Source organism: Rhodococcus sp. USK10 (assembly GCF_019378875.1).
GTDB classification, from domain to species: domain Bacteria; phylum Actinomycetota; class Actinomycetes; order Mycobacteriales; family Mycobacteriaceae; genus Rhodococcus_F; species Rhodococcus_F pseudokoreensis.
Genome location: NZ_CP076048.1, coordinates 7200786 through 7223987, shown reverse-complemented (window position 1 = coordinate 7223987; position 23202 = coordinate 7200786). Strand labels below are relative to the sequence as shown.

General features: G+C 69.1%; 21 protein-coding genes. 5 read left to right on the top strand and 16 right to left on the bottom strand.

What is annotated here, in order from left to right:
• Positions 1-51 precede the first annotated feature (51 nt).
• The 4 genes from I1A62_RS40100 to I1A62_RS40085 all read right to left on the bottom strand — a co-directional run bounded on the left by I1A62_RS40100 (position 52) and on the right by I1A62_RS40085 (position 6673).
• Positions 52-2409, bottom strand: a complete 2358-nt coding sequence (locus I1A62_RS40100) for an arylsulfatase (RefSeq protein ID WP_219457782.1) — start codon at positions 2407-2409, stop codon at positions 52-54.
• Between the two features lie 167 nt (positions 2410-2576).
• Positions 2577-4223: a substrate-binding and VWA domain-containing protein gene (locus I1A62_RS40095; RefSeq protein ID WP_219457781.1), complete on the bottom strand. Its 1647-nt coding sequence runs from the start codon at positions 4221-4223 to the stop codon at positions 2577-2579.
• Positions 4224-4368: 145 nt separating this feature from the next.
• Complete coding sequence (locus tag I1A62_RS40090) at positions 4369-5130, bottom strand: CdaR family transcriptional regulator (protein WP_257890665.1); 762 nt, start codon at positions 5128-5130, stop codon at positions 4369-4371.
• Between the two features lie 304 nt (positions 5131-5434).
• Entirely contained in the window at positions 5435-6673 is a 1239-nt protein-coding gene (locus I1A62_RS40085) for an RNA-guided endonuclease TnpB family protein (RefSeq protein WP_219461690.1), read from the bottom strand.
• Between the two features lie 61 nt (positions 6674-6734).
• On the opposite strand from I1A62_RS40085, the gene tnpA reads away from it, so the two are divergent.
• Positions 6735-7100, top strand: coding sequence for an IS200/IS605 family transposase (tnpA, locus tag I1A62_RS40080; protein ID WP_219457780.1), 366 nt, complete (start codon positions 6735-6737; stop codon positions 7098-7100).
• A gap of 94 nt (positions 7101-7194) precedes the next feature.
• On the opposite strand, the gene I1A62_RS40075 is transcribed toward tnpA, so the two are convergent.
• Genes I1A62_RS40075 through pruA form a run of 5 tightly spaced genes read right to left on the bottom strand, consistent with a single transcriptional unit; the run spans position 7195 to position 13045 of the window.
• Positions 7195-8235, bottom strand: coding sequence for an NADP-dependent oxidoreductase (locus I1A62_RS40075; RefSeq protein WP_219457779.1), 1041 nt, complete (start codon positions 8233-8235; stop codon positions 7195-7197).
• Positions 8236-8287: 52 nt separating this feature from the next.
• Positions 8288-9688 carry an acyl-CoA synthetase gene (locus tag I1A62_RS40070; RefSeq protein WP_124392203.1) on the bottom strand — a complete coding sequence of 467 codons (1401 nt, stop codon included), beginning with the start codon at positions 9686-9688 and terminating at the stop codon, positions 8288-8290.
• Positions 9689-9700: 12 nt separating this feature from the next.
• Positions 9701-10375 (bottom strand): rhomboid family intramembrane serine protease, encoded by a 675-nt coding sequence (locus tag I1A62_RS40065; protein WP_219457778.1) that lies wholly within the window; start codon positions 10373-10375, stop codon positions 9701-9703.
• A gap of 55 nt (positions 10376-10430) precedes the next feature.
• Entirely contained in the window at positions 10431-11408 is a 978-nt protein-coding gene (locus I1A62_RS40060; protein WP_219457777.1) for a proline dehydrogenase family protein, read from the bottom strand.
• Entirely contained in the window at positions 11405-13045 is a 1641-nt protein-coding gene (pruA, locus tag I1A62_RS40055; RefSeq protein WP_124392200.1) for an L-glutamate gamma-semialdehyde dehydrogenase, read from the bottom strand. The genes I1A62_RS40060 and pruA overlap by 4 nt, the downstream gene beginning before the upstream one ends.
• A gap of 159 nt (positions 13046-13204) precedes the next feature.
• On the opposite strand from pruA, the gene I1A62_RS40050 reads away from it, so the two are divergent.
• On the top strand, positions 13205-13798 hold the full coding sequence (locus I1A62_RS40050) for a hypothetical protein (RefSeq protein WP_219457776.1): 594 nt from the start codon (positions 13205-13207) through the stop codon (positions 13796-13798).
• A 4-nt stretch (positions 13799-13802) separates the two neighbouring features.
• Here I1A62_RS40050 and I1A62_RS40045 read toward each other — a convergent pair whose 3' ends face one another.
• From I1A62_RS40045 to I1A62_RS40015, 7 genes are all read right to left on the bottom strand, one after another.
• Positions 13803-14216, bottom strand: a complete 414-nt coding sequence (locus I1A62_RS40045) for a PPOX class F420-dependent oxidoreductase (protein ID WP_219457775.1) — start codon at positions 14214-14216, stop codon at positions 13803-13805.
• Between the two features lie 54 nt (positions 14217-14270).
• Entirely contained in the window at positions 14271-15140 is an 870-nt protein-coding gene (locus tag I1A62_RS40040) for a hypothetical protein (RefSeq protein WP_219457773.1), read from the bottom strand.
• Positions 15141-15185: 45 nt separating this feature from the next.
• The gene (dapC, locus tag I1A62_RS40035) at positions 15186-16286 is read right to left on the bottom strand and encodes a succinyldiaminopimelate transaminase (RefSeq protein ID WP_219457771.1); all 1101 of its coding nucleotides are present in this window, start codon (positions 16284-16286) and stop codon (positions 15186-15188) included.
• 2 nt (positions 16287-16288) lie between these two features.
• Complete coding sequence (gene fdxA / locus I1A62_RS40030; protein ID WP_073363533.1) at positions 16289-16612, bottom strand: ferredoxin; 324 nt, start codon at positions 16610-16612, stop codon at positions 16289-16291.
• 108 nt (positions 16613-16720) lie between these two features.
• The gene (locus tag I1A62_RS40025) at positions 16721-17491 is read right to left on the bottom strand and encodes a hypothetical protein (RefSeq protein ID WP_219457769.1); all 771 of its coding nucleotides are present in this window, start codon (positions 17489-17491) and stop codon (positions 16721-16723) included.
• On the bottom strand, positions 17488-20115 hold the full coding sequence (locus I1A62_RS40020) for a bifunctional FO biosynthesis protein CofGH (RefSeq protein WP_219457767.1): 2628 nt from the start codon (positions 20113-20115) through the stop codon (positions 17488-17490). The genes I1A62_RS40025 and I1A62_RS40020 overlap by 4 nt, the downstream gene beginning before the upstream one ends.
• Before the next feature lie 45 nt (positions 20116-20160).
• Complete coding sequence (locus I1A62_RS40015; protein ID WP_015889740.1) at positions 20161-20346, bottom strand: hypothetical protein; 186 nt, start codon at positions 20344-20346, stop codon at positions 20161-20163.
• Positions 20347-20428: 82 nt separating this feature from the next.
• Between I1A62_RS40015 and I1A62_RS40010 the strand changes: the two genes are divergently transcribed.
• From I1A62_RS40010 to I1A62_RS40000, 3 genes are read left to right on the top strand one after another with little or no spacing between them, the layout of a single operon-like run.
• Positions 20429-20929, top strand: a complete 501-nt coding sequence (locus tag I1A62_RS40010; RefSeq protein WP_219457765.1) for a PH domain-containing protein — start codon at positions 20429-20431, stop codon at positions 20927-20929.
• Positions 20926-22467: a PH domain-containing protein gene (locus tag I1A62_RS40005; RefSeq protein ID WP_219457763.1), complete on the top strand. Its 1542-nt coding sequence runs from the start codon at positions 20926-20928 to the stop codon at positions 22465-22467. Before I1A62_RS40010 ends, I1A62_RS40005 begins: the two co-directional genes overlap by 4 nt.
• Positions 22452-23165 carry a uracil-DNA glycosylase gene (locus I1A62_RS40000; protein ID WP_124389494.1) on the top strand — a complete coding sequence of 238 codons (714 nt, stop codon included), beginning with the start codon at positions 22452-22454 and terminating at the stop codon, positions 23163-23165. The genes I1A62_RS40005 and I1A62_RS40000 overlap by 16 nt, the downstream gene beginning before the upstream one ends.
• The last annotated feature ends 37 nt before the right edge of the window (positions 23166-23202 follow it).

Below are 23202 nucleotides of genomic sequence, written 5' to 3'. Positions count from 1 at the left end.
GAGTCATCCGACCTGGTCAGGGAGTGGTGACTCCGTCGAGGCGCCATGCTCTCACTCGCGCGAGAGCATGGCGGCTGCTTCGCGTTCGAGGTCGACGTAGGGTTCACCGCTGACGTCGACTGCCACCCGGTTCAGGGTGCCGCCGGTGAACGCCCACGGCGCGGTGCCGGGATAGTCGTCGGTGACGGGTTCCCCGGTGTCGCGGCCGGCGCTGAGGCCCTCGCCGGCGATGCTGAACTTGCCGGGCTGAGTTCGGATCCTGCCCTCGCCGACCTGGCGGTCCCCGTAGTACAGGGTCAGCACCCCGTGGGCGGTGCCGGGCGGATCCTCACCGTCCTTTTCGAACGAGGCGGCCAGGAGCAGGTTCTCGCCGGTCGGCAAATCCTCGGTGGCGCTGATCCGCTGTTCCTCGCTGCCGAGGAAGTTGTAGACGTAATGCAGGCGGTTGTCCTTGACGTACAGGGCGTGCCCACCGAAGCGGCTGCCGTGTGCGAACAGCACACCGGACGCCCCGGGTTCGCGGAGATCGACCAGCGCGCCGATCGAGTAGGAGCGGTTTCGGATGTTGACCGCCACCGACTCGGGCACCTCGGCACCGCCCGCCCGGTAGACGTAGCGGTTGCGCGGCGCCGCGAGCTGGGGGCGGGGGGTGGTGAAGATCTCGACCGCCGAGCGGTCGTCGAGGGGCAGCGCCTGGTTGGCGCCGGCCTCGTGGAACCACAGGCCGATCAGCTCGGCGAGCCGCCCGGGCTCGTCGGCGGCGACGTCGTGCAGTTCGGCGCGGTCCACATCGGTGTGGTAGAGCTCCCACGAGTCCTCGGGGAACCGGCCCCAGCCACTGATCGCCGGATGGGTGCTCACGGCCTTCCAACCGTCGTGCCAGATGCCTCGGGTGCCGAGCATCGAGTAGAACTGGGTGTGCTTCGCCGTCGGAATGGTGGCCGCATCGAAGCTGTACCGCATGCTCACGCCCTGCAGCGGGTGCTGGGTGTAACCCTTCACGGTGTCGGGCAGTTCGATCCCCATGCAGTCCAGCACGGTCGGGACGAGATCGATGGCATGGTGGTATTGGTCGCGGGTCTCGCCACGGGCGGCGACCCCGGCGGGCCACGAGATGATGCACGGGTCGCAGGTGCCGCCGTTGAACGAATACCTCTTCCACATCTTGAACGGGGCGTTGAAGCCCATCGCCCACCCGTTCGGGTAGTGGTTGTAGGTTCTGGTGCTGCCGAGCTCGTCGAGCATCTTCATGTTCTCGGCCAGATCGTCCGGCACACTGTTGGCGACCTTGTTCTCGTTGACCGAACCGTTGGGGCCGCCCTCACCGCTGGCGCCGTTGTCGGAGACCAGCATGACAATGGTGTTGTCGAGCTGTTCGATCTCCTCGAGGTAGCCCATCAGGCGCCCGATCTGGTCGTCGCAGTGAGACAGGAACCCCGCGTACACCTCGGCCATTCGGGCGAAGAGCCGTTTCTCGTCGGCGGAGAGGGTGTCCCAGGGTCGGGTGAAGTCGAGCGGCGGGAACGGTTGCCCGTCGGGTCCGGTGCGCGTGTCGGGGGTCCCGATCGGGTTCAGCGGGGGCAGTTCGGTGTTCTGGGGAACCAGGCCCATTTCCTTCTGCCGGGCCAGGGTCTGCTCGCGCAAGGCCTCGTAGCCTTCGTCGAACCGGCCCCGGTAGCGGTCGGCCCACTCCTGGGGCACCTGGTGTGGTGCGTGCGCGCAGCCGGGCGCATAGTACAGGAACACCGGTCGGTCGGGGGCGATCGCCTTGACGTCGTCGAGGTATTGGATGGCCTTGTCAGTGATGTCGACGCTGAAGTGGTAGCCCTCCTCCGGGGTGGCCGGTTGCTGCACGGGGTGGTTGTCGTGGACCAGATCGGGATACCACTGGTTGGTCTCCGCCCCGAGGAAGCCGTAGAAGCGTTCGAAACCGCGGCCGACGGGCCAATTGCGCTTGGTGGAGGCGAGGTTCATCTCGTCCTCGGCGCACAGATGCCACTTACCGACCATCGCCGTGCTGAACCCCTGCTCGACCAGGACCTCGGCGAGGGTCGCGCACTCCGGCGGGATGTGTCCGTTGCCGCCAGGAAAACCGACCGCGGCCTCACTGATACAGGCCATCCCGTTGGTGGTGTGATTGCGGCCGGTCAGCAGGCAGGACCGGGTCGGGGAGCACAGGGCCGTGGTGTGCCACTGACCGTAGCGCAGCCCGTTGGCGGCGATCTTGTCGATGTTCGGCGTCTCGACCGGCCCGCCGTAACAGCCCAGGGCGCCGAACCCGACGTCGTCGAGGACGATGTACAGCACGTTCGGTGAGCCTGGCGGGGCCTTCGGTTGCTCGTACGGTCCCCAGTCCGGGACAGAGTCACGAATATCGAGATTGACGACACCTCTGAACGGCTTGGCCATGATGTGCTCCTCGAATGAGATCCCACTCACTTCCACCCAAGCACTACCGGCAGGTGGATGGCTAGGGGTACCGGCCGGAAAATCCGCCCCGCTCGCCACACGTGGAACCCGGCCGCCGAACCGAAGCGTCTTTTTGTCGGCACACGCTGTGCCGGAACGGAATTCCCCTAGCTGCGGCCGCGGGCGGCCAACGCGTTGACGAACACGTTGGCGATGTCGGCGGGATCCTTCGCGACGTAGCTCGACCCTCCGGTCACCCGCGAGATCTCGGCGAGCGTGGCCGCGTCGGCGTCGTCGGTGATGCCGATGGTCACGATGATGACGGGCCGGGCCGGGTCCATCTCACGCTCCAGGATGCCGAGCAGCTGTTCCTTCGTGATGGAGTCCGGGTCCTCGTTGGCGCCGTCGGTCAGGATGATCACGCTGTTCACCGCGCGCGGGTCGTAACTGTCCTGCACCGTCCGGAACGCGGCGAGCGTCGTGTCGTACAGGCCGGTGCCGCCGCCGATCAGCCCCTCGACCTTTCCCGCCTGCTGGGCCATCAGCGCACGCTGCGTGAGTCCGTCGACGACGGTGTCGTAGCGGCGGATCGGGACCAGCTCCTGATAGTCCTGAGGTCCGCCGCCCAGCCCCTGCGAGAACGCCCACAGCCCCGCGGACACGCTGTCCGGGAACATCGCGTTGCCTGCGAGGGCGGCATCGACCGTGAGGTCCATGCGCGACCGGTTGCCCGCCGGGGTCTCCATCGACCCCGACACGTCGATCGCGACGAGCGTGCGGATCGGCAGCGCCATCAGCGCCCATCCGCCCAGGGCGTCCTGCAGCGGCGACTCGTCGTCGAGCGCGAGCTTGGTGACCCGGCCGACGCCGCGGCCGTCGGCCGGTGGGCTCCCGTCCGGTCCGCGGAATCCGTGCTCGGCGAGCACCGCGCGGGCCTCCTCTCCGCCGAGGACCGCGGCGACGGCACGGGCCACCTGGGTGGCCTTGTAGTGCCGGTCCGGGGCGGGCGACGTGACGACGAGCGGGAAGTTCATGAAGTTGCTGCCCGTCGGGGGAACCGTCGCGGCGAGCGTGCGCGCGCCGTCACCGTCGGTGAATTCGAGCACGGACTGTTCGGTGGCGACGGCGACTCCGCCGTTGTCGACGACGCCCTGCAGCATCTCCTCGCCGACGGGTTCGTCCGCGGTGCGCGCACTTTCCTCCTGCGCGAGCGGGACCAGCGCCGCCCGCACCGTCCCCGCGGACACGGGATCGGCTTGGCCCTCGGCGAGTGCCGCGTTGATCGGCGCCTGCGCGACCCCCGTCACGAGGGGGTTGCCCAGCTGGATGTCCTTGATCTGCAGGGCCGCGAGCCACGTCGGTGACGTGGGTGCGTCCTCCTCGCGGGAGGCCAGCACGACGGGCGAGGACGCGACCGACCCCGTCATGACCTCGACCGGCCCGGCCGCGGTGAGTGCCGCCTTGCCCACCCATGCCCCACTGTCAGGGATCCAGAGGTCGGGGGCGTCAGTTCCCTTGCCGAGCCGTCCCGCGATGTCGCCGGATGTCGCGGCGCCGACGGCGATGTTCGCGCACCCCAGGTCGGTGCTCTTCGCTTCGCCGAGGATGGTGTCGAGGGCAGGAGCGATGCTCGGGTCGGCGGCGAGGGTGTAGTCGGTGACCTGGTCGCACTCGTCCGCCCAGGAGCGCACCGCCTGAACGACGACCACGACGGAGGCCACGAGCCCGATGACGGCGGCAGCGCACACCGCGTAGAACGCGGGTGAGCGCCCCTCCCGCTCCGGCCCCGCGCTCGAATGACGCCCTCCGGCCATCGCCTGCCCCCTCTAACGGTTCGGTCACGAGACGACCACCGTCGCATCGGACCGAATATGATCCGGCCCACATCGTAGCGAACGGCGCTCGGAAGAACTTTGTGCTGGTGACAGGAATTTCCGTCCAGCGGCGCGAGCGGACCTGTCAGCGATCGGGTTGCTCGACCTCGAGCCGGCGTGCCACGAGCGCGGCCTGGATCCGCCGTAGTCCGGACGGCCGGGTCGGATCGCAGCCCATCAGCTGCGCCACCCGTTTGAGCCGGTAGTCCACCGTGTTGGTGTGCAGGTGCATCTGCTTCGCGGTGCGCTGCCGATTCAGATCGTGGCCGATGTGCACCTCGAGCGTCTCGATCAGTTCGGGCGAGCCCTGCAGCGGTTCGAGGAGCCGGGCCAGGTGGGTCCTACCCGGCCCGGGCCGGGTGAGCTGGTATTCGAGCGCCAGATCGTCCATCTCGTAGAGGCCCGGCTCCAGGCCCAGCTGATGGGCCAGGCCGAGGAGTTCGTGGACCTGGTCCGCCGCCGCCGGGATACCGTCGGTCCGGACCCGGGTCGCCGTGGCGGTGAGGGGAACCCCGGCGGCCGCGCCGATGCGGTCGAGCAGGGAGACCATCCACGCCCGCTCCGGCGAACCCGGCAGCAGCAGCGTTCCGCCGTCCGGGCTCAGCGAACAGAGGGCCGCCCCACCCGCGGCGTCCGCCAGTTCGATCTGCAACCGGTGCAGCTTCTGCCGGGCGACGACGGCCTTGCGCCGGTGGGTCACGGCCTCGGTGGGATGCGACGGAATCGACAGCCCCAGCACCACGTACTCGTCGGCCAACTCCACACCCGCGTGCCGTGCCGCGGTCGCCGCCTTCCTGCCGCTGAGCAGCGCCGTGACGAGATTGACTGCGGCGCCGTCGGCGTTCACTGTTGACCGCTTCGAGTTCCTCCACATAGCTGGTCGTCGCGGCGACCGTCACGCATTCGAGGAGGGTGAACATCACCTTCTGGATGGCCAGGAGTTCGGGCAGGTCTTCGTCGCGGGCGTTCGAGGCGACGAGGTCGCCGGCCTCGCGGATGCCTTCGTGGAGGATGCGGAGCACGAGTTTCAGCGGGAAACCCTCGCGGGCCCAGCGCGCGGAACCGTTGCGGACCTCCGCGAGGTCCTCGTCCGTCGGGCTGATGCCCTCGTCGAGCATCTGGATGCCGAGACCGAGGCAGACGATCATCAACTACCCGGTCCTGAAGGACGCGGGTTTGCTGCTCACGTTCTCACTGGCTGTGAGAGGGGTGGCTGCTTTAGGCACGGTTGATTGGGCGGCCCGGTAGTTGTCGTGTCCGAGTGCGGCAATGTTGGCGGCGGCGTTATGGTCCGCGTGGCCGGTCCATCCGCAGCCGCGGCACCGGAAGAGTGCTTGACTGTGCCTATTCGCGGTGTCGCAGTACCCGCAGAGGTGGCACGTCTTACTGGTATTGCGAGGGTTGATCACCTGCACCGGCACCCCTGCGGCGTGCGCCTTATAGGTGATCTGGTCGCGCAGTTGCGCGTATGCCCAGGAGTGCAATTGTTGCCGTTGTCTGCGTGCGAGCCGTACCCGGTCCCGGATTCCCGACAGGTCTTCTACCGCGATTCCTTGACCGGTGCGTTGTGCCTGGGCAACAATCGTTTTCGAGAGTTGGTGATTGATGTCGGTGGCGTACCGAGTCTCCTTCCTACGCCGTTTCTTCAGTTTCCGTTTCGCGGACTTGGTCCCCACCTTCTGCAGCGCGGACCGGATGGTTCCGTTCTTTTTCCGGCGGGCGGTGACCGCACCACCGGACCACCGGACGTCGAGTTCGGCCGGGTCGTCTGCGGTGGTCACAGCCAGGTTCACGATCCCCAAGTCCACGCCCAGCCAGCCGGTGGGGTCGTCGGCGGGGACCAGCTGCTGCGGTGCGTCGGTGTCGACGGTTGCGTGCAGGTAGAAAGATCCGTCGCGGAAAATCAGATCCGACTCGCCTGTGCGGTCGGCGAGCATTGTCAGCTGCCACGGCGCGCACACGAATCCGACGTCGCGCATCCGGCCCGCGCTCGTCCAGATCGACACCGTCGATCGATCGATCTGCCACGACAAGCACCGATCGTCGAACGGTTGGCCCGCGTCCTGACGGAACACGATCGCCTTACCCGCCACCTTCGCATACCGTGTCGATCCCGGCGTGCCGTAATTGCCGTTACGCAGGTTCGCTGTCCGGGTCGCGTACGCATCCGCGACTTTCTTGATGACCCGGATCGCCGGTTGCGCCGACAACCCGCACGCTTTGAGCTGGGCATAGACCCGCTTTTGCAGCGCGAACGGGCGCCGATCGGCGGCGGTGTGCGCGAGCTGCGCAACCATGTTCGCCCCCGCATTGCACAACTCCAGTGTCGATGTCAGCGCCACATACTGCTCCGGGGTGGGAGCCAGCTTGACGACGACGATCCGCTTCACACCCTGCGCCTTTCCGTTCACCGACCCGATGCTGGCCCGATGCGGGTAGATCATGGCAGAGGTGTGTGACAAGTTCGGCGCAACGTTGACCGCGTTCACCGGAGAAACCGACCACGTCCACCTATTGATCCACTACCCACCCACCGTGCAACTCTCCACCCTGGTCAATAGCCTCGAGGGCGCCTCCGCTCGATACCTGCGCCAAGAGTTCCCCGACCACATCCGGAAATACCTGTGGAGCAATCACTTCTGGTCACCGTCCTACTTCGCCGCCTCCGCAGGCGGAGCCCCACTCGCCATCATCGCCGAGTACATCACCAACCAAAACGACCCGAACCCACACAAGAAAGCGACCCCGCTACCCGCCATCGCGCAGTACAGAATCAGCTTCCTCCCGGCCCTGAAGGGCCAGGCTTCCTCTGATTAATCCGGTGAAATCCATGACGTCGCTCTGCAGTTGTTCACCGGGCAGCGAACCGCACGGGGTGACGTTGTCGGCGAAGTGGTGGACCAGTGGTCGGTCAGTTCTCCTCGGCGACCCGGACGACCAGCTTGCCGAAGTTGCTGCCCCGGAGCAGCCCGATGAACGCCGCGGGCGCATTCTCGAGCCCGTCGACGACGTCCTCGCGGTAGGCGAATCGGCCCTCCCGGATCCACCCGGACACGTCGCGCTGGAAGTCCGCGTACATCTCGGAGACGAACTCGCTCTGGATGAACCCGCGGATGGTGAGGCTCTTGACGAGCACCCGGCTGAAGAACCCGGGCAGCCGATCCGGTCCCGCGGGGGTCTCGGTGTCGTTGTACTGCGCGATCAGGCCGCACACGGGAACGCGCGCGTACAGGTTGAGCAGCGGCAGCACCGCCGCGGCCACCGCACCGCCGACGTTCTCGAAGTAGACGTCGATGCCGTCGGGGCACGCGGCGCGCAGTTCCTCGGCGAAGGCCGGGGACCGGTGATCGACGGCGGCGTCGAATCCGAGTTCGTCCAGCAGATAGGCGCACTTCTCCGGTCCGCCTGCGATGCCGACAGCCCGCGCGCCCTTCCGTTTCGCGATCTGTCCCACGGCCGAGCCGACCGGACCGCTGGCCGCCGCGACGACCACCGTCTCGCCCGACTTCGGTTGCCCGATCTTCAGCAGGCCGGAGTACGCAGTGAAGCCGGGCATGCCGAGTACTCCGACCGCGGTCGACAACGGGGCGGCGTCGCGGTCGAGTGCACGGAGGTGGTTGCCGTCGACCACGGCATGCGACTGCCAGCCCGCGTACCCGAGAACGTAGTCACCGGTCGCGAAATCCGGGTGCCGGGAGTCGACGACCTGCCCGACGGTGCCGCCGACCATGACCTCGTCGATCTCGACCGGGTCGGCGTACGACTCGGCGGCGCTCATCCGCCCGCGCATGTACGGGTCGAGCGAGAGATAGATGACGCGGATCAGCACCTGGCCGTCGGTGGGGTCGGGGAGGTTCACCGCCTCGAGCCGGAAGTTGTCGGCTGTGGGCGCGCCGTCCGGCCGGGAGGCGAGGACGATCCGGGTGCTCTGGACGATGCTCTCGACACTCACTGTGCGCCTGCCAATCCGTGTTGGGCCGGTATCGCCCGCCACCTTACCGATGTCAGAACAGCTGCTTCTTCTGCACCTTGCCCATCGCGTTGCGGGGAAGCGACTCGACGACGCGAATCTCGCGGGGCCGCTTGTGCACCGACAGTTCGGTGGCCACGTGCTCGATCAGCGCGGTCTCCGACACGTCGTCGCCCACCACGAACGCGACGAGTCGCTGACCGAGGTCCGGGTCGGGGATGCCGACGACCGCCGCCTCCCGCACGCTCGGGTGGCCGAGGAGGGACGTCTCCACCTCGCCCGCCCCGACGCGGAATCCACCGGATTTGATGAGGTCCGTGGATTCGCGGCCGACGATGCGGTGGAACCCGCCCGGGTCGATGACGGCGACGTCGCCGGTCTTGAAGAAGCCGTCGTCCGTGAACGATTCGGCGGTCGCGTCGGGTCTGCCGAGGTAGCCGTCGAACAGCATCGGCCCCCGCACCTGCAGACCGCCGATGGATTCGCCGTCGTGGGGGACGTCGCCGCCGCGCTCGTCGCGCAGCCGGGTCTCGACGCCGCGGAGCGGCACACCGACCCACCCCGCGCGTCGTTCGCCGTCGGCCCGGGTGCTGAGCGTGAGCATCGTCTCGCTCATGCCGTACCGCTCGACGAGTGCGAGCCCGGTCAGCTCCTGCACCTTCTCGAACACCGGGACGGGCAGCGGGGCGCTCCCCGACACCAGCAGTCGCGCACCCGACAGCGCCCGCGCCGATTCGGGGTCGCCTGCGATGCGACTCCACACCGTGGGGACACCGAAGTACATCGTTCCGCGCGCCGCGGCGTAGGCGGCCGGGGTGGGTTTGACCGTGTGGACGAGCCTGCTGCCGATACGCAACGGTCCCAGCACCCCGAGGATCAGCCCGTGGATGTGGAACAGCGGAAGTCCTTGCACCAGAGTGTCGTTGCGGGTCCACTGCCAGGCGTCCGCGAGGGCGTCGAGGCCGGCGGCGATGGCCTTCCTGCTGATCAGGACTCCCTTGGGCGGCCCCGTCGTGCCGGACGTGTAGAGCACGAACGCGATGCTCGACTCGGGTGGTTCGGGATAGCTGTGCCACGACCGGGCGTGGAGGCGCACCGGAACGACGGGCAGGCCCGCAGCGTCCGCCGGCGCCTCACCGAGCCACGCCTGCGCACCGGAATCGCGCAGGATGTGCTCGAGTTCGGCGGGGCCGGAATCGGGGGGCACCGGCACCGCGGTCACACCGGCGATGAGGCAGCCCACGACGGCGAGGACGGTGCTCGCGGTGGGGGTGGCGAGAATCGCGACCCGATCCGCGCGTGCCACCCGTTCGGCAACGGACGTCGCCGCACCGAGCACGTCGCCTCGCGACAGGGTGGTGTCGCCGATCCGGATGGCGTCGGGAATGTCGTCGCCCTGGGCGACGGCCAGAGGATTCAGAGATCGCAGCAGCACATCGACAGCTTCTCACAGGGCCCGGGCGCGGTCCGGTGGGTCTCCCGGCGGCGGACTGACGGTGGCGAGTGCCGCGCCCAGCAGGGCCCCGGTCAGGACGGCCAGTCCGTGGGCGTCGTCGACCACCACCAGCAGGACGCCGGCGAGCACGATGCCACCACTCGCGGCGAGGACTCGCCTGTCCTTGGACTGCATCACCACCAGCCCCGCGAACGACGCCGCCAGCGCGAGCGTTGCACCGGAATTGCCTGCGCCGGGCGACGGGAACAGGAAAGCGGTGAACAGGCCGAAGATGATCTGGCTCGCCACGAACAGCAGTACCGCCCGGACTCCACCCCACACCCGCACCGCGAGCGGCGCCACCCAGGCGAGGACGAGCAGGTTCACCACGGTTCCGGCCACTCCCCCGTCCTGCACCGCGACCGACGTGAAGATCCGCCACCACTGGTGGTCCCGGATCTGGTCGGGGTCACGCTCGAGGGCGTCGAGGACGGCGGGAACGACGATCTGCAGCAGCGACGGCACGGCGATCAGCAACCACAGCACCACCGCGGTGCGCGGCGGACGGGTGAACCCCGCCTCGCCGATGCGCCCCTCACCGATCCGCACCGATCCGATCAGTGAGGCGAGGACGAGAACGACGACGAAGAGGACCGCGCTGATCCATCCTGCGCCAGAAGTCGTCACCGCGAAACTCTACAACGGCGCGCCCGCACCGGATCCGGTCAGCGGCCCGCGCCGGTCAATCCCGGGTGACCACCGAGCGCAGGAAGAACCGCAGGTTCGAGGGACGCTCGGCCAGTCGCCGCATGAAGTACGCGTACCACTGACTTCCGTAGGGCACGTACACCCGAACCTGCTTGTCCTGGTTCGCGAGCCGAAGTTGCTCGACGTCCCGGATCCCGAACAGCATCTGGTGCTCGTAGGCGTCCGCGGCGCGGCCGGTGCGCCCGACCAGCGGGGCGACCGCGTCGATGACGGCCGGGTCGTGCGAGGCCACCATCGGGTACCCGTCGCCTTCCATGAGGATCGTCAGGCAACGCAGATACGAGGCGTCCACGGCGGCGCGGTCCTTGAATGCCACGGACTCGGGTTCCCGGTACGCCCCCTTGCAGAGCCGGACCCGCGAGCCGCGGCACGCGAGGGCACGGCAGTCGTCCTCGGTGCGGCGCAGATACGACTGCAGCACCGCACCCAGCCACGGGAAGTCGGTGCGGAGTTCGCGGACGATCGCGAGCGTCGAATCGGTGGTGGTGTGGTCCTCGGCATCCACGGTCACCCACACGGCCGCTGCGTCCGCGGCGGCGCAGATCGTGCGGGCGTTGTCGGTGGCGATCCGTGTGCCGTCGCCGGCGAGCGCCTGACCGAGCGCCGACAACTTCATCGACACCTCGAGCCGCCGGACCCCCGACGTCCCGTCCGCCGCCTCCGGCAGGGCACCGAGATCGGCGACGAGCGCCAGGTACTCGTCGACGGTCGCCTGCGCGCCCGCCGCGTCATGGGTGTCCTCACCGAGGAAGTCGATCGACACCGACCGGCCCGAATCGAGGATCTCCCGAACGGACGCCAGCGCCGACTCCCGGCTCTCGCCCGCCACGAAGCGGTCGACAAGCTTCCGGGTCACCGGGGCGCCGGTGACGGCGCGTTTGACGCGCGACGACCGGGCCGCCGCGAGGATCGCCGGGCGGAGCGGATTCGCCAGGACCGTCGGCGCTTTCATTCCGACCCCATGTGCGGATATCGGTAATCGGTGGCGGGGACGAACGTCTCCTTGATGGTGCGGGCCGACACCCAGCGCAGCAGGTTGAGTTTGGACCCGGCCTTGTCGTTGGTACCGGAGGCGCGGGCCCCGCCGAACGGTTGCTGCCCGACGACGGCACCGGTCGGCTTGTCGTTGACGTAGAAGTTTCCGGCGGTGTACCGCAGTGCCGACGTGGCCTGCTCGACGGCCTGCCGGTCGTCGGCGATCACCGCACCGGTCAGTGCGTACGGGGCCGCCGAGTCGACCTTGGCGAGCACGTCGGCGAACGCGTTCGGGGCCGAGTCGTCGTACACGTGCACCGTCAGGATCGGGCCGAAGTACTCGGTGGTCATCGCCTCGTCGGCGGGGTCGTCCGCGAGGAGCACGGTGGGACGGACGAAGTAGCCGACGCTGTCGTCGTACTTGCCGCCGACGGCGATCTCGAGGCCTGCCGCGCCGCGGGCGCGTTCGATGGCCGCGACGTTCTTGTCGTAGGCGCGCCGGTCGATGAGGGCGCCACCGAAGTTCTCCAGGTCTGTCACGTCCCCGTAGGTGAGGGCGTCGACTTCCGCAGTGAACGTGTCCCGCATCCTCCGCCACAGCGATTTCGGGACGTAGGCCCGGGAGGCGGCGGAACACTTCTGGCCCTGGTATTCGAATGCGCCGCGGACCAGCGCCGTCCGGAGTACGTCCTCGTCGGCCGAGGCGTGCGCGACCACGAAGTCCTTGCCGCCGGTCTCCCCCACCAGCCGGGGGTAGCCCGCGTACTTCCCGATATTCGCGCCCACCTCGCTCCAGAGATGCTGGAACGTGCGGGTCGACCCCGTGAAGTGGATTCCGGCGAGCCGGGGGTCGCTCAGCAGCACTTCCGACACAGCCTGCCCGCTCCCGGTGAGCAGATTGATCACACCCGGGGGCATGCCCGCCGCTTCGAGCAGTTTGATCGTCCAGTACGCGGCGACGGTCTGCGTCGACGACGGCTTCCAGATCACCGTGTTGCCCATCAGCGCGGGCGCGGTCGGCAGATTGCCGGCGATCGCGCTGAAGTTGAACGGAGTGATGGCGTAGACGAAGCCCTCGAGCGGGCGGTATTCGAGCCGGTTCCACACACCCGGCGAGGAGATGGGCTGGTCGGCGAGGATCTGGCGGGCGAAGTGAACGTTGAAGCGCCAGAAGTCGATCAGCTCACACGGTGCGTCGATCTCGGCTTGCTGGACCGACTTCGACTGCCCGAGCATCGTCGCCGCGGCGAGTGTCTCGCGCCAGGGCCCGGACAGCAGGTCGGCGGCACGCAGGATCACGGCGGCCCGGTCGTCGAACGACAGCGCCCGCCAGTCCGGTGCCGCGGCCGTGGCCGCCTCGACCGCCGCCGACGCGTCGTCGTGGGTGGCGCTGCGCAGCGTGCCGAGCACGGCGGCGTGCCGATGTGGTTGTACGACGTCGATGCGGTCGCCGTTGCCGTGACGGTGTTTGCCCCCGATCACGTGCGGGATGTCGACGGGATTGGTGGCGATGTCGGTGAGCGCGGATTGCACTCGGGAACGTTCGGGACTGCCCGGCGCGTACGTGTGGACCGGCTCGTTGGTGGGCACCGGAACCTGGGTGATGGCGTCCATGCTGCCTGCCTCCTGCCCTCAGATCGTGTGAGGAACTGTGACCGGGAACCGCGGCCGGACGGGGACACCCGTCCGAACGGAACCCTCGAGCCCAGGTTAGCTCTGTACGGGGGCAGCCATCCGGTTTTGACGCGCCGACGGGCTGGCTACCATCGGCGCATGGCCGAACGGAACCGCGTGTCACCCCGATCCGACATCGTCGCGATTCCGCTGCGCGGCCGGTTCATGGGCAATCGGGGCTGCCTGCACCGCGGGCACTCCGTGGTGCGCAATCATTCCGGCACACGGTGGATCATCTGCGTCACCGACTACCCGGCGCGCACAGTTCCGCAGTGGAGCGAGGGCCACTACACGGTGCTGTTCTTCCACGACGAGGCGGTGGCGCTGGCCGCCGGGCACCGGCCGTGCGCCCTGTGCAGGCGCGAGCGGTACAACGACTTTCGCGCCGCCTGGCGGTCCGCGAACGAGGGCGGGCTGCCGAGCGCCGACGAGATGGACGCCCGGTTGCACGGGGAACGACTGGACGGGTCCCGTCAGCGAACGCACCGGGCCGCCTGGTCGTCGCTTCCCTGCGGCACCTTCGTGCTGTTCGACGACGAACCCGCGGTCGTGCTCGACGACACCGTCGTCCCGTGGACGGCCGACGGATACGGGACGCCGTCGAAGCGACCGGCGGGCGGCACCTCCACGGTCCTGACGCCGCCGTCCACCGTCGCCGTGCTCGCGGCCGGCTACTCGCCGGACATCGCGTAGTCCGCTACACGTCGCGTGCGTTCGAGACGAGTTGGTGGACGTCCTGGTCGGTGGCGCCGAGCCCGAAGCTGATGATGCGCTCGGGGCGGATGCGGATGGTCGGGCCGCCGAGGCCGTTCGCCTGGGCGGCGCCGGCGTCGAGGGCCTCGGCGCGCCCCCGGATTTCGACGCAGCGGACCCGCCACGGGTCGACGGACGGCACGTCGTCCACGACGAACGCCACCTTCCCGTTGTCGGCGACGTTACGGAACTTGCGGCTCGCGGCCATGTTGTAGCCCTGGATGTCGATCGTGGACGTGTCGGGATTGTAGTGGAAGCCGACGGGACTGACCTGCAAGGTTCCGCCCGGTTGCACGGTGGCGAGTCTGCCGATGCGCTGTGATGCCAGGTAGTCGAGTTCCTGCTCGGTGAAGGACATGAGGCCAGGCTAGGACCTCAACCGCGCTCGAGGTCAAGGTTTCCGGCACTCGTGTCAGCCGAGATCGTCGAGTGCGCGCCGGGCTGCTTCGACCCGCCGCTCTGCCGCCTCCAGTTCGCGTTCTCCCCGGTGCACCGCCTCCGCCGAGGCCTTCTCCGCGTTCCGGGTGAACTGCCGCTCCTGCTCGGCGTGTTCGAGTTCGGCGCGCAGTTCCTCGATCCGGTGGTCGATGTCGGTCAGTGTGGATCGCGCCTGCCCGAGTTCGGCGTTCGCGTCGTCCAGCGCGCCGCGGATCTCGTCGGCCCCGGACGTGGCGTCCGCCAGTTCCGCCTCGGCCTCCGCGCGTTCGGCGTCGAGATCACGTTCCTGCGATTTCTTCGCTTTCATCGGCTTTTCGGGTTCGGACTTCGGCGGCTTCGTCGCCGACTTTCCCTGGACGACGGTGAGTCCGGCAGGCCCGAAACCGCTGTAGCTCGCCGCCGTCACCACCCGGCCGCGACGCACCTGCTCGGCGGTGTCGGCGTCGGCGAGCGCGGCGTGCAGGGTCTGACCGACATCGCGCAGCGCGTCCTCGCCGACGGTCCGGCCCCGGTCGGCCGCGAGCTCACCGGCCTTGCGCGCCAACGCCCGGACCACCTGCTGCCGCTGCGTCGTCAGCCGCCGGAGGTCCGGGCCGGACAGGTGCCGCTGCGCATCGCGGAGGGCGTCGCCGAGGGCGAGGAGCGCACCCACCTCGTCGGGCAGTTCGCGGGCGAGCAGGTTGACGAGCCAGCCGACGACCGTGGGCTTCCGCAGTTTCCCGATCTCGGTCGCCAGGGCGCGATCCTTGTTGTCCCGCGCCGCCGTCACCTGCGCGGTGCGGGCCTCGACGAACTCACCGGGGTCGAGGCCGTACAGTTCGTCGGCGACGTCGTCGAGGGTCACGGCACCATACTTGCACCGTGACCGTTCCGTCCGGGCCGACTCGGGTCAGGCCAGTCGTTCCGCTGCGGCCGCGATGCGTTCGTCGTCGGCCGTGAGCGCGATCCGCACGTGAGTGCCGCCGCCGGGACCGTAGAACTCACCCGGCGCGACGAGGATGCCCCGCTCGGCGAACCACTCGACGGTGTCCCGGCAGGCTTCGCCGCGGGTCGCCCACAGGTACAGCCCGGCCTCGGAATCGTCGACGGTGAATCCGGCGCCGCGCACCGCTGCGAGAAGGATCTCCCGGCGACGGCGGTACCGCTCACGCTGCTCGTTCTCGTGGTCGTCGTCGCTGAGCGCGGCGGTCATCGCCGACTGGATCGGCAACGGCACCATCATGCCCGCGTGCTTGCGGACCTCGAGGAGTTCGGCGACCAACGCCGGGTCACCGGTGACGAATCCCGCGCGGTAGCTCGCGAGGTTGGACGTCTTCGACAGCGAATGCACCGCGAGGAGACCGGTGAGATCGCCGTCGTTCACCCGCTCGTCGAGGATGGAGAGGGCTTCCCCTTCCCAGGTCAACCCCAGGTAGCACTCGTCGGACGCCACGATGGCGCCCCGGCTTCGCGCCCAGTCGACCACCTTGCGCAGATGCTCGAGACCGAGCACCTTGCCAGTGGGATTGGACGGCGAGTTCACGAAGATCAGCGACGCGCCCTCGGGGCCGAGCCGGTTCAGACCGTCGGCGCGGATCACCCGCGCACCCGCGAGGAGCGCACCCACCTCGTAGGTGGGGTACGCCAGCTCCGGAATGACCACGAGGTCGTCGGCGCCGAGCCCGAGAAGGCGTGGCAGCCAGGCGATGAGCTCCTTCGTGCCGATCGCGGGCAGCACCGCCGCCGGATCGATACCGGTGATTCCGTAGCGGCGGCGCAGCGCCTCGACTGCGGCGTTGCGGAGTTCGTCCGTGCCGTGCGTCGTCGGGTACCCCGGAACCGCGGCGACCGCGGTCAGCGCCTCCTGGATGATCGGGGCCACCGGATCGACCGGGGTTCCCACCGACAGGTTGACGATGCCACCCGGGTGGGCGAAGGCCTTCGCCTTCGCCGACTCGAGCGAGTCCCACGGAAAGTCGGGAAGTGCTGCGGCTACCGGGATACGAGGCACATCTAGTCCTCGCCCATGGGGGGCAGCGCCTTGATGAACGGCGGATCGTAGTCGACCTTGCCCAGTTTCGCCGCTCCGCCGGGGGAACCGAGGTCGTCGAAGAAGTCGACGTTCGCGGCGATGTAGCCGTTCCACTGGTCCGGGACGTCGTCTTCGTAGAAGATGGCTTCGACGGGGCAGACGGGTTCACAGGCGCCGCAGTCCACGCATTCGTCCGGATGGATGTAGAGCATCCGCCCGCCCTCGTAGATGCAGTCGACAGGGCATTCCTCGATACACGCCTTGTCCAGCACATCCACGCACGGTTCAGCAATCGTGTAGGGCACTGCCGCTCTCCCTGCCTTTCTGACACGAGTAAGCACGAGGTACGGGCCGCTTGTACCTCGCGGAAGAAACTATTATCGCCTGCCCGGCGGACCCCTCTGCGGTGAGGGTTACCTGACCCGGCGGATCGTCGCGGGCACCGGCGCCCGCTCCGCGATCCGCTTTTCGGCCTGTTTTACGGCTCTCACCAGCGCGCCCCGTTCGCCGAGATACCCGGCCACCACACCGACCACCGGGATGTTCCCCAGCAGCGCGTAGGTCCCGCCCGGTTGCGGGCGCTTGTCGAGCTCGTCACTGAGCGCCCGCACCGTGCCCGCGGTACGCCACAGCGCGCCGATCAGTCCGAACGGGCGCCACACCGAGACACCGCCTGCCGAACCGGAGGGCGGCGTCGTGCCTGCAAGCGCCGCGGACGCGTCCGTCTCGCGACGGCAGAGCACGGAGGCGAGCAGGTCCACCTGCGCGGACCGGCCGGTGACGCCGTGTTCCCGGGCCACCGCGACGAGAACGACGGCCTGATTGGCGAACCCGAGCACGTCCTGGATCGGGAGCCGGTTGAGGAGCACACCGAACATGCCCGGGGACGCGACCGCGATCGTGTTCAGCGCGCCGATCCGCGTCACCCACCACCGTGCCCGCTCGTCGTCGCTCGCCTTCTCCCACGACGCCGTTCCCGGGAACCGCACGGTGTCGAGCACCCAGGCGATGCCGTCGAGCAGCGCCTCCGCGGCGCCCCGTTCCTCCGCTGTCGGGCCGAACGTCCGGCCCTTGATACCGAACGGATCCGTGAGGGCCAGATCGAGCACGGGGTTGATGCCCCGCGCGGCGCGATCCAGGATGGCGACGACCGTGTCGTCGCCCAGCCGATGCGTCTCGCTCATGCGGCCGGCGACCGTCCCTCGCGTCGGGCGTGTGTGGTGGTGCGTTCGCGGGCCGGGCGGCCGATGCCCTCGGCGATGGCCCGCAGCTCCTCGACGGTCTTCTCCGATCCGTGCTCGGATCCCGCCATCCGGGAGATGGTCTCCTCCATCAGCGTGCCCCCGAGATCGTTCGCCCCACCCTGCAACATCACCTGGGTGCCGGTCACCCCCAACTTGACCCAGCTGGTCTGAATGTTCGGGATCCGCCCGTGCAACATGATCCGCGCCAGCGCGTGCACCGCCCGGTTGTCCCGGTTCGTCGGACCCGGCCGCGACGCCCCCGCCAGATACAGCGGCGCACTCTGATGCACGAACGGCAACGGCACGAACTCGGTGAACCCACCCGTGCGGTCCTGGATCCCGGACAGCACCCGCAGATGCCCCACCCAATGCTTCGGGTTGTCGACGTGCCCGTACATCATCGTCGAACTCGACCGCAGCCCCACCTCGTGCGCCGTGGTCACCACCTCCACCCACGTCGCCGTCGGCAACTTCCCCTTCGTCAGCACCCACCGCACCTCGTCGTCGAGGATCTCCGCCGCGGTGCCGGGAATGGTGTCCAGACCGGCCTCGCGCAGTTCGGTCAACCAGTCCCGGATGCTCTGCCCACCCCGCGACGCACCGTTGACGATCTCCATCGGCGAGAACGCGTGCACGTGCATCGACGGCACCCGCTTCTTCACCGCCCGCACCAGATCCGCATACCCGGTCACCGGCAACTCCGGGTCGATACCGCCCTGCATGCACACTTCCGTCGCCCCCGCCACGTGCGCCTCCCACACCCGGTCCGCGACCTCGCCGGTGGACAGGGTGAACGCATCCGCGTCCCCCTTGCGCTGCGCGAACGCACAGAACCGGCACCCGGTGTAGCAGATGTTGGTGAAGTTGATGTTCCGGTTCACCACATACGTGACCTCGTCCCCGACCGCGTCCTTGCGCAGCGCATCGGCCAACGCGACCACCGCCTCGAGCCCGGCCCCGTCGGCGGTCGCCAACGCCAGGTACTCATCGTCCGACAGCCCCGCCGGGTCGCGTTCGGCGCTGCGCAACGCCGCCAGGACGTCGGTGTCCACCCGCACCGGGCCGGACAACTCGAGCACCTGCTCGCGGACGGTCTCCCAGTCCCCGAACGCGCTGCCCAGGTCGCTGCGGGTGTCGGTGTGGCGGCCGTCGGTGTCGATCTCGGTGTTCAGGTCCACCCGCCCCGCCGACTCCCACGACTCGTCCGGCTCCTGCCACGGCAACCCCACCGGCCTGGTATCGAGCTTCGCCAACCCGGTCTGCGGGTCCGCGAGGGCCTGCACGTGCCCGGTGATCCGCGGATCGATCCACGGCGCCCCGGCCAGCACGAACTGCGGCTGCGCCGCCGTGCGCTCGGTGAGCTCGAACCCGGCGGCCGCGGTGATCTCGGCCAGGGTGTCCAGGTTCGGCCACGGCCGCTCCGGGTTCACATGGTCCGGGGTCAGCGGCGAGACCCCACCCCAGTCGTCGACGCCCGCCCCCAGCAGCGCGGCGCATTCGGTGGTCGACACCAGATTCGGCGGCGACTGGATCCGCATCCCCGGGCCCAGCAGCAACCGGGACACCGCGATCGTCGCGGTGAACTCCTCGAGACCGGCGTCCGGGGTATCGCGCATCGCGGTGTCCGGCTTGGCCAGGAAGTTCTGCACGATCACCTCCTGGACGTGCCCGAACGCCTTGTGCGACTTCCGGATCGCCATGATCGACTCGGCACGCTCCCGGACGGTCTCGCCGATGCCCACCAGAATCCCGGTGGTGAACGGCACACTGAGCCGGCCGGCGTCGGTGAGGGTGCGCAACCGCACCGCCGGATCCTTGTCCGGGCTGCCGTAATGGCATTCGCCCTTGTCGGTGAACAACCGGGTCGAGGTGGTCTCGAGCATCATCCCCATCGACGGGGCCACCGGCTTGAGCCGGGAGATCTCCTCCCAGCTCATCACGCCCGGATTCAGGTGCGGCAGCAGCCCGGTCTCCTCGAGCACCCGGATCGACATAGCCCGCAGGTAGTCCAGCGTCGAGTCGTAGCCCCGCTCGTCGAGCCACTGCTTCGCCTCCGGCCACCGATCCTCCGGCCGGTCACCCAATGTGAACAGGGCTTCCTTGCAGCCCAATTCGGCGCCCTGCCGGGCGATCTCCAGCACCTCGTCCGGTTCCAGATACGCCCCGCGCCCCTCGGCCCGCAACTTGCCCGGCACCGTCACGAACGTGCAGTAATGGCACTTGTCCCGGCACAACCGGGTCAGCGGGATGAACACCTTCCGCGAATACGTGACCGCCTTCGGCCGACCCGCCGCCAGCAACCCGGCATCGCGCACCTTCGCCGCCGACGAACACAGATCCACCAGATCCTCGCCACGGGCCTGCAACAACACCGTCGCCTCGTCCACGTTCAACGTGGCACCGTCCCGCGCCCGCCGCAACACCCGCCGCATCGCGGACGCGGACGGTGCCGCTTCCTGCGCCGATGCACCGGACGGGGGTGCCGCCGGAACACCCGGCATGGGAAGCATCGTGGGCCGGCCGGACTCTTCACCTGAATGGGTCACCCAGCGATCATGCGCCATCGACGACGGGCCGTGCCACCCAGACTCCGCGAGCGGCGGTGATCGCTACCCGCGCGGGTAGTCCTCGTCGACCGGAACCGCCCGGCTCTGCTCGGCGGCGTCCGCCTCGTTCACCTCCAGTGACGACACTTCTTCGACCTCGTCGGAGTTGTCGTCGTCGACGGCGATTTCCTGCTCGAGCCGGTCCGCCTCGGGAACCTCCGGAGAATCGGCCGCATCGAATGACGTCATGTCTGCGCTCCTTTCACTTCGGGGGTCCTCCCACCATAGGTCCGTTCTCGACAGAATGGCGGGGCACGGCCAAAGTAGGGGCATGAGTGTGCCCACCACCGTCACCATGGCGGAGCCGCTGTGGCGGCCCAGCCCCAAAGCCAAGCAGTTGTGGGCAATCAACGCCGCCCTCCTCTGGTTTCCCGTCTTCGTCGTGCAGGTCGTCGCGCTCGTCTTCCACTGGTGGCCCGTGTGGGTGCATCTCACGGTCCTCGCGATCACCGTCGTGCTCGCGATCGTCCACGTCGCCGTCGTCCCGTTCTGGCGGTACCGGGTGCATCGGTGGGAGATCAGCGACACCGCGGTCTACACGCGCAGCGGCTGGTTCACCCAGGAACGGCGCATCGCGCCCATCTCCCGCATCCAGACCGTCGACACCGAACGCGGACCGATCGACCGCATGCTGGGGCTCGCGACCGTCACCGTCACGACGGCGTCGTCCGCCGGTGCCGTCAAGATCGCCGCCCTCGATCAGGACACCGCCGACCGCACCGTCGCGCGGCTCACCGAGATCGCCGGCACCAATGTCGGTGACGCCACATGAGTGCGGCACCGGAACCGGGCGTCGCACCGCCCATCGCGCAGGGCGAGGCCGCGGTCGCCGCGGAGGAGGAGCAGCCCTGGTTGCGCCTGGACCGCCGGATGCTGCTGGTCCACCCCGTCAACGAGATCGTCAAACTCCTGCCGGTGTTGCTGATTTCGCTGGTGATCGGCACCCAGAGCGGCAACCACGTGTGGAGTCTCGTCGCCATCGTCGTGTTCGTGGTGTTCGGTGTCTCGCGCTGGTTCACGACGAGTTACCGCATCGGCCCGGTCCACGTGCAACTGCGGCAGGGCCTGTTCAACAAACGCCTGCTGTCCGTACCGCGCAACCGGATCCGCTCCGTCGACGTGGAGGCAGGGGTGCTGCATCGGCTGCTCGGGCTGTCGATCGTGCGCATCGGCACCGGCCGGCAGGTGGGGTCCACACCGGACGCCGCGAAGTTCGAACTCAACGCCCTCTCCACCGGGCTGGTGCCCGACCTGCGCGCCGCGCTCCTCACCCGTCAGCCCTCCCCCGAGGTCGAGCACACCGCGGTCCCACAGGAACCCGCGGTGGCCGAGATCGGCCACTGGACTCCCGCGTGGGTGCGCTACGCCCCGTTCTCGGTGACCGGGGTGGTGACCATCGCGGCGATCGTCGGACTCGCGTTCCAATACGGAATCGGGGCGAAGATCGCCCGCTCGTCGACGGTGGCCGAGGGGATCGAATCCGCCGAGCGCGTCGGGATCGCCGTGGCCGTCGTCGTCGGCGTCGTCGTCCTCCTGATCGCCGCCAGCGGCCTCGCATGTGTCCGGTACCTGCTGACGTACGGCAATATGACGCTGACGGACAACGGCCACACCCTGCACGTCAGTCACGGCCTGCTGAAGACCCGCCAGAGCACCCTGGACCGCGCCCGTTTGCGCGGAACGACCCTGAAGGAACCACTTCTCCTGCGGCTCGCCGGCGGCGCCCGGCTGGATGCCGTGATGACCGGTGTCAGCGCCGAAAGGCGCGAGTCCTCGCTGCTGCTCCCCCAGGCGCCGCGCGCGGAGGCGGAGCGGGTGATGGCCACCGTGATCGGCGACCACCGCCAGGCCGGGGTCCCACTCACCCCACACGGGCCGGTCGCGCAGCGGCGGCGCTACACGCGGGCCCTGATCCCCGCGGAGATCGCGCTCGCTGCCGCCCTCGTGTTCCGGATCCTCGACCGGCCCGTGTTCTGGGCGGTGTGGGCCGGGATCGTCGTGCTCGCCGTCGGCGGCGTGGCGCTGGCGTGGGATCGGTACCGCGGTCTCGGCCACGCCGTGCTGCCCGGGTGGCTGATCACCCGCAGCGGCTCTCTCGACCGCTCCCGGGACAGCCTCGAGGCGGACGGCATCATCGGGTGGACCGTCCGCCAGACGTTCTTCCAGCGGCGGGCGGGGGTGGCGACCGTCATCGCCGCGACCCCCGCCGGCACCGGAAGGTACCTGGTGATCGATCTGCCCGCCGATCAGGCGTGGTCGCTCATCGAGTCGGTGACCCCCGGCGGAGGTGACGTGTGGGCGCGGCGCTGACCGACATCGCCGGTCTCGACGCCCACCTGATCGACTGCCGGGCGTGCCCCCGCCTCGTCGCATGGCGGGAGACCGTCGCACGCGAGAAGCGCGCGTCGTTTCGCGACGAAACCTATTGGGGCCGTCCGGTTCCCGGATTCGGTCCGGCCGACGCGTCCCTGCTGATCGTCGGTCTCGCGCCCGCCGCGCACGGCGCGAACCGGACCGGGCGCATGTTCACCGGCGACCGCAGCGGCGACTTCCTCTACGCCGCCCTGCACGCCGTGGGTCTCGCGAGCCAGCCGACGGCCACCCGCATAGGCGACGGCCTCGAACTATTCGGCGTCCGGATCACGTCCCCGGTGCACTGCGCTCCGCCCGCGAACAAACCCACCCCGGAAGAACGCGACAACTGCCGCCACTGGCTCGACACCGAACTGCGTATCCTGCAACCCGGCCTGCGGTCGGTGATCGTGCTCGGCGGGTTCGGCTGGCAGTCGCTGCTCCCGGTCCTCGACGACGCCGGCTGGGCCGTTCCCCGGCCGCGGCCCAAGTTCGGGCACGGCGCGCACGTCGAACTGGCCGGCGCCGAACGTCCCCTGCACCTCTTCGGGTGCTACCACGTCAGCCAGCAGAACACGTTCACCGGCCGGCTGACCTCCGCCATGCTCGAGTCGGTGCTCTCCGACGCCGCCCGCGTGGCCGGGCTGCTCGACTGATTCCGGGCGCCTGTCCGCCGGGCGAACGGTACATCCG